The organism is Janthinobacterium sp. BJB301, assembly GCF_002735685.1.
GTDB classification, from domain to species: domain Bacteria; phylum Pseudomonadota; class Gammaproteobacteria; order Burkholderiales; family Burkholderiaceae_D; genus Janthinobacterium; species Janthinobacterium lividum.
The window spans coordinates 1-6,379 of record NZ_PDZJ01000012.1; the positions used below are offsets into that span (position 1 = coordinate 1).

5 protein-coding genes and 1 rRNA gene are annotated in these 6,379 nt (G+C 59.2%); 1 reads left to right on the forward strand and 5 read right to left on the reverse strand.

The window, feature by feature from the left end; translation table 11 throughout:
- Window positions 1-146: 146 nt before the first annotated feature.
- Window positions 147-1,226 carry a tartrate dehydrogenase gene (locus CSQ91_RS28310; RefSeq protein WP_099390272.1) on the reverse strand — a complete coding sequence of 360 codons (1,080 nt, stop codon included), beginning with the start codon at window positions 1,224-1,226 and terminating at the stop codon, window positions 147-149.
- A gap of 103 nt (window positions 1,227-1,329) precedes the next feature.
- On the opposite strand from CSQ91_RS28310, the gene CSQ91_RS28315 reads away from it, so the two are divergent.
- A complete protein-coding gene (locus CSQ91_RS28315) occupies window positions 1,330-2,229 on the forward strand; it encodes a LysR family transcriptional regulator (RefSeq protein WP_092613754.1) in 900 nt (299 codons plus the stop codon).
- A 4-nt stretch (window positions 2,230-2,233) separates the two neighbouring features.
- Here the strand turns inward: CSQ91_RS28315 and CSQ91_RS28320 are convergent, their stop codons facing one another.
- The 4 genes from CSQ91_RS28320 to rrf all read right to left on the reverse strand — a co-directional run.
- Complete coding sequence (locus tag CSQ91_RS28320; protein ID WP_099390273.1) at window positions 2,234-3,724, reverse strand: DUF3482 domain-containing protein; 1,491 nt, start codon at window positions 3,722-3,724, stop codon at window positions 2,234-2,236.
- Entirely contained in the window at window positions 3,721-5,199 is a 1,479-nt protein-coding gene (locus tag CSQ91_RS28325; RefSeq protein WP_099390274.1) for a DUF2868 domain-containing protein, read from the reverse strand. The genes CSQ91_RS28320 and CSQ91_RS28325 overlap by 4 nt, the downstream gene beginning before the upstream one ends.
- 62 nt (window positions 5,200-5,261) lie before the next feature.
- Complete coding sequence (locus tag CSQ91_RS28330; protein ID WP_099390275.1) at window positions 5,262-5,951, reverse strand: acid phosphatase; 690 nt, start codon at window positions 5,949-5,951, stop codon at window positions 5,262-5,264.
- Window positions 5,952-6,283: 332 nt separating this feature from the next.
- A 5S ribosomal RNA gene (rrf, locus tag CSQ91_RS29440) occupies window positions 6,284-6,379 on the reverse strand; the annotation flags it as partial.

Here is a 6,379-nt window from a genome sequence, read left to right on the forward strand (position 1 = left end):
AAGGAAGAGTATGAAGCATTTCAGCACAATCGTCAACACCTTCTTTTCTACTACCCAGCCCCTGAAGGCTGTCCCTTTTGTGCCGCAAACTAGTGCGTCTCATTGGGGAGGCGAACTATAGCAAAGCCGCCCATGGGCGGCAAGCTTTATTTCAGCAATTCGGCAATTGCAATGCCCACATCGGTCGTACTGGCGCTGCCGCCCATGTCCGGTGTTCGCGGGCCATGCTCAAGCACCTTCTCAATGGCGCGCAAAACCGCGTCATGCGCCGCCGTGTAATTGGCATCGCCATTACCGAGGAAGTCCAGCATCATGGCGCCCGACCAGATCATGCCGATCGGGTTGGCGATATTCTGGCCATAGATATCGGGTGCGGATCCGTGCACGGGCTCGAAGACAGAGGGGAACGTGCGTTCCGGATTGATATTGGCCGATGGCGCGATGGCAATCGTTCCCGTGCACGCGGGGCCCAGGTCGGACAGAATGTCGCCAAACAGATTCGACGCAACCACCACGTCGAAGCGCTCGGGACTGAGCACGAAACGGGCCGCCAGGATGTCGATATGGTATTTATCCCAGTGGACATCGGGAAAGCTGGGCCCCATCGCCTCCACCCGCTCATCCCAATACGGCATGCTGATGGCGATACCATTCGACTTGGTCGCCGATGTCAGGTGTTTTTTAGGCCGGCTTTGCGCCAGCTCAAACGCATACTTCAGGATGCGGTCAACGCCCTTGCGCGTAAACACGGATTCCTGCAGCACCGTTTCGCGTTCCGTCCCCTCGAACATGCGCCCGCCCACGGACGAATACTCTCCTTCCGTATTTTCACGCACCACATAAAAGTCGATATCGCCCGGCTTCTTATTCGCCAGCGGACACGGCACACCCGGCATCAGGCGCACGGGCCGCAAGTTGACGTATTCGTCGAACTCGCGCCGGAATTTTAGTAACGAACCCCACAGCGAGATATGGTCCGGCACCTTGTCCGGCCAGCCGACGGCACCAAAATAGATGGCGTCGAAATCCTTGAGCTGGGCAAACCAGTCCGAGGGCATCATCTGACCGTGCTCGAGGTAGTAGTCGCAATTCGCCCACTCCATGGTCGTGAACTGCAAGTCGATATTGAAACGGCGCGCGGCAGCCTCGACGACACGCAGCCCTTCCGGCATGACTTCATTGCCTATGCCGTCGCCGGCGATGACTGCGATTCTGTGTGCGGGCATGAGGTTCTCCTGTTTATAGATGGATGCGTTGATGATACTGGCGCCGCATCAGAATACAATCAGGGTATTCATGACCTCAGTATCCACATTTCGTGCTCAATCGATGAAACATACGCCGCTGCTGGAAGATTTACGCCTGTTTTGCCAGGTCGCCCATAAAACCAGTTTCGCCGCCACGGCGCTGGAACTGGGTATTTCCAAGGCGGTCGTCAGCAAGCGCATCGGCATGCTGGAAGCGGCGCTAGAAGTACGGTTGCTGCACCGGACCACACGCAGGGTCAGCGTCACCGATCACGGCGAGATCGTGCGGCAATGGGCGCAGCGCATCCTGGAAGATGTCGAACAGATGGGGGAAGCGGTAGCACAGTCGAAATTGCAGCCGCAGGGCCTACTGCGCATTTGCTCAAGTTCCGGCTTCGGGCGCAACCGGCTCGGCCCAGCCCTCTCCCAGCTGGCACGGCAATATCCAGACTTGAAAATACAGCTGGAATTGCTCGACCGTCCCGTCGACCTGCTGGGCGAGGGTTTCGATCTCGACATTCGCATCGGCGTGGTGCGCGAGCCAGACCTGATCGCCCACCGCATTGCCAGCAATCAACGCGTACTGTGCGCCGCCCCCTCCTATCTGGCACAACGCGGAACGCCGGACACGCTGGCGCAATTGCGCGAGCATGACTGCATCGTCATCCGCGAGCGTGACCTGGATGGGCGACGCTGGAAACTGCAGGGGCCGCAAGGGTCGGAAACGGTGAAGGTCGATGGGCCGCTATCGGCCAATAATGGCGAGATCGTTCATCAATGGGCGCTGGACGGCCACGGCATCATCTTGCGTTCGGCATGGGATGTGGAAAGCAGCCTGGCGCAAGGCAAGCTGGTGCGTATTTTGCCCGCGTATCATCAGGTCGCCGATGTGTGGGCGGTGACCACTTCGCGGCTGTCGAACTCGGCCAAGGTCAGGGCTTGCGTGCAATTTCTGGAACGGTGGCTGCAAGCCCGCGCCTGATAAGCTATACCAGACGCGCCACATCCGGATACAGACGCGCCAGGGTATCGGAGGTGATGGACGAGATGACGGGCAAGACGCGCTCGGCGGCCTGCTCCGGCGATTTCTCCCGGCGCACCTCTTTCCACAGCTCGGCCAATGCGCCTTCATGGCGCGCCACCGCCTGCTCGACCTCATCCTGCCAGAAAGCCGGCGCCTCGCTTTCCACAAAATTGCCGCGGCCACGGCCAAAGTGCGCCACCGCCAGGTAACGCAGCACGCCCGCCACCACCAGGGTGCGCAAAAAGGCATCCGTGAATTGCATGGTGGGTTCATTGCGGTCCGTGCCGGAATTAAAGCCCCAGGCAGCGCCGGCAAACGTCAGCGCACCGACCACGCCACCAAGCAAGGCGCCCGTGCCCAAAGTCAGGCCGCCGGAAATCAGGTCGGCCGACAGCCCCGTCGCCGCGCCGGAAATCATGGCACCCAATAACCCCGCTTGCGCCTTGTCGATCGGCGCGCGCACGGCAAAATTTTCCCGTATCCGGCTATTGATCTTATGCGCATCGGTCGGGTCGAGTTTGTGCAAGATCAAGAGCTCACGCGTGGTCACGCCGCTGTGCGTATTGAGCCGTGCCACCAGGCTGGCCATGGCTTTTTCCTGGCGTTGCTGCTCTGCATTCTTACCGATGCCCACTACCTGCAAGGCCGATTTCAGCAAGCCCTTGGAGCCGAGCTCGATGGCTTCGCGATCCTGCCCTGCCACTGCCAGTTGCGTGGCCAGCAAATGCATGGCTTGCTGGAAACGCGCCGTATTCTGCTCTTGCCAGGCAGAAAACAGACGCGCATAGCCGGCTTGCTGCGACTGCGGCAACAATTTACCCACGGCTTCGTAAAACACGCGCTCATGAACCCAGCAGCGGGCAAAGGCATCGAGCGCCAGGACATCGCGCACGATGGGATATTGCTGCAAATGCTCGCGCCAGCGCGCCTGCTCGCCGTGCTCCTCATTGCCAGGACGCGGCGGCCCCATTTGATTGAGCAAGACCACCACCGGCTTATCCAGCCAGGCGAGGATTTTCATTTCTGCCGGCAAGTAGCCCGCATCCTTGGGATGTTCCGAGGAATTCACCAGGTACAGCACCACGTCGGCAGAGTCCTTGGCCGTACGCAGCGCCTGCTGGCTGAGCCAGAACGGGCGGTCGCGGTAACGGTCCAGCACTTCGCGCAGGAACCAGCCGATGGGATTGCCCGACTGGCCCAAGCGCTTGAGCAGGCGCACGGAGTCGCCAAAGCCGGGCGTGTCCCACAATTGCAAGGCATCGCCCTGCGGCGTGGCCAGCAAGGTATGCGATTCCGCAAACACAGTCACGTGGGCGGCATCGCGCACTTCGCCAATGTCCACGCCCACTAAAGTGCGCGCCAAGGTCGTCTTGCCATTATTCGTGTGCGAAATCAGCGCAAACTGAATCTGTACCGCATCATCCTGCACATTTTTATTTACATTCACACTCATGCTGCTGCCGATACTTTCAGCCCGACACCGGCATCAAGCGGGTGCAAGGCAGGATTGAGCAAATTGACCAGGGTGGCCGTGGTTTTATGGAACTGGCAGAACTGTTGCCACAAGGCGATTCTTTCCGCCAGGCGGGCGGCATTATCCACCTGCTCGCCCGCGCGTTCCAGGTAGCTGGATTCGTCGATCAGTACAGCGATGCCGCGTGCCGACGATTGCGCCAGGTAATCGAGGAAGGCGCCGTGGTTTTCCTTTTCCGGCGTCGCCGTCAGGTTGAACAGCACGGCCGTGATATTGACTTGTGGATCATTCAAGTCCGTGTCGCGCAAGACGTCCTGCGGCTCCTCGCCATACGACGTCGATGGACGCAACATCATGCGGCCCTGCTCGCCGAACAGCATGAGGGCGATTTGCCCCAGCCCCTTGTGACGTGCCTCATCGACAGTAAAGCTGTACGGCAAGACACGCAGCATGCCGCCAGTTGCCACGCCGATGCTTTCATTAAGCTTGCGGAAATACGGTTGGTCGAGATCCAGCGGAAAGTGCTTGGCCAGGCGCGCTGCGCGCCAGTTGTTGACCAGTGCCAGTATCAGGCGGGGAACGACCACCAGCAGGAAAATCGTTGCCGCATATAAATGCACCCAGCGTGCGCCGCCTTCGACGGTCGTCGTTTGCGGGAAGCGCAGCGCTTCGATTTCCGCCAGCGAAAAGCCTTGCAAATGAAACAGGGCAATAGCCGGCGCAAACAGGGTCGAAAGCAGGCTGTGCACCTGGCTGGCATTCAAAAAAGTGCTTTCCCAACCGGCCGCGTACTGCGACAGGAAGCCGCGCGCGTACAGTGAAGCGACGGCGCCGATGGCAAACATGGCGGCGCTCAGGTGAATGGTACGGCTGAGGCGCGCGGCCGTCAGCTTGGCGCTCAAGTGCGCCCATTCCCCCATAAAACTGAGCAAGCCCGAGGACAAGGCGTGCGGCAGTTTGCGCGGCAACGCCAGGCGGCCCACGCTCAGGTGGCGCACCAGTCCCGCCTTCGGCCAGCCGAGGGAGTGCGAGGGGATGCATAGCCAGATCAGCAAGCCCAGGTAGACCAGCACATTCCAGGCGATGATCAGCAGCAAGGGCGCCGACAGCAGATCCACGCGATGGGGATCCGTGATGCGGTCCAGCCCGGCACCCAGCAGCAGTGCCAGCAAGGGCAATGTCAGCGCCAGGGTCTTCATGCCGTTACGGCGTTTCGCGAAGGCAGCAAAAGCGGGCGTGCGCTCGGTGATGCGCTTGAGGATCAGCTCGGAGCGCTGCTGCAGGAAATCGTCACCTGTCACTTCGGCCTGCTTGCCCGAAGCTTGCCACTGCGCAAGCTCACGCGCGCTGCGGCTGGCATACATGCGGTCATCCTCGCTGAGGACTTCTTTTTTCTGGTCGGCCGTCTCGATAGCACGGACCAATACCACTTCTCTCGCAATCTGCTCGTTCATGGTGCTCCTGTTTTTGTATGAAACGACAACTAGACAGGCAGATTGTGACGTACTTTTGTGTTTCAGGCCAACGCGTCCTCGGCCCGGAACAAATTATGCAGCAGATAGATCAGGAAAGAAGCGATCCAGGCAGACCACAAGGTGTGCGTAAAAAATTGCTTACCTTGTAACTGCTGCTGCCAGCCTGCCGCCAAACCGCACAGCAACATGACACTGGCGAACAAAAGTGCCGTGCGTGGCCGTCCGGGCAGGCAGAACAATGGCAAGGCCAGCATCCACCAGGCAGTGTTCGCATGCGTGGCGGGCAAGCAGACCATGGCAGATGCGCTAGCCGGCAATGTTTCCAGCAGGCGCGTATACGGTTGCAGTCCACCATAGCGCAGCAAATCCGTGGGGCAGGGCACATCGCTGAAGGAAGAGAGCAAATAGATGCTTAGCGGCACCAAGATGGCCGACAGGGCCACAACGCGCAAGGCGCTGCGACGTGAGGCAGACCAGGCCAGCGGACGCTGCGTGTCCCAGACCGCCAGGACTATCGCTGCCGCGGCCAGCAAGGTCATGCAGAACTGGAAACCGCGCGCCCACGCGCTGTCAGCGCCGGCAAATTGCCCACGCGCACCGTCGAACATACTGTCGGCGATCATGAGGTCGAGATTGCTGTAATTGCCGATCCAGAGTATCAGCATGGCCGAGAGCATCAAGGCGCTATCGATACCTGTGGGAGTTTTGACGAGTTTAAGCTTGGCCAACATGGGTGTACACATTTACTTGATGAGATGAAAGGGACTGGCCACTCAAGAGCAGCAGCCATGCAAGTCATCGTACAGTGTCAATATGAAGAGAACATGACGGTGCCCGTCGCGCGGGCAACACGGACGTGGCAAGATGGGTATTTTAGGCACCTTACAAGTGTCGACCTGAATTACACGTCAAAGGTGTTCTGGCATTCCCGCAAAAAAGGTGCGCAGCCGATAACTTCGGTCAACTCCGCCATACGTACAGTAAAAATGTGCATAAAACAAAGCACCAGACGAAAAAAAACCCGCCAATTGCTTGACGGGTTTTTCTCTACTGCGAATAACAAGCCTGACGATAACCTACTTTCACACTGGTTGCAGCACTATCATCGGCGCAAAGTTGTTTCACGGTCCTGTTCGGGATGGGAAGGGGTGGGACCAAC

What these genes read in the sequence shown, in the direction of transcription:
- CSQ91_RS28310 (WP_099390272.1), bottom strand. Translation starts at nt 1,226, where the DNA reads ATGCCCGCACACAGAATCGCAGTCATCGCCGGCGACGGCATAGGCAAT.
- CSQ91_RS28315 (WP_092613754.1), top strand. Translation starts at nt 1,330, where the DNA reads ATGAAACATACGCCGCTGCTGGAAGATTTACGCCTGTTTTGCCAGGTC.
- CSQ91_RS28320 (WP_099390273.1), bottom strand. Translation starts at nt 3,724, where the DNA reads ATGAGTGTGAATGTAAATAAAAATGTGCAGGATGATGCGGTACAGATT.
- CSQ91_RS28325 (WP_099390274.1), bottom strand. Translation starts at nt 5,199, where the DNA reads ATGAACGAGCAGATTGCGAGAGAAGTGGTATTGGTCCGTGCTATCGAG.
- CSQ91_RS28330 (WP_099390275.1), bottom strand. Translation starts at nt 5,951, where the DNA reads ATGTTGGCCAAGCTTAAACTCGTCAAAACTCCCACAGGTATCGATAGC.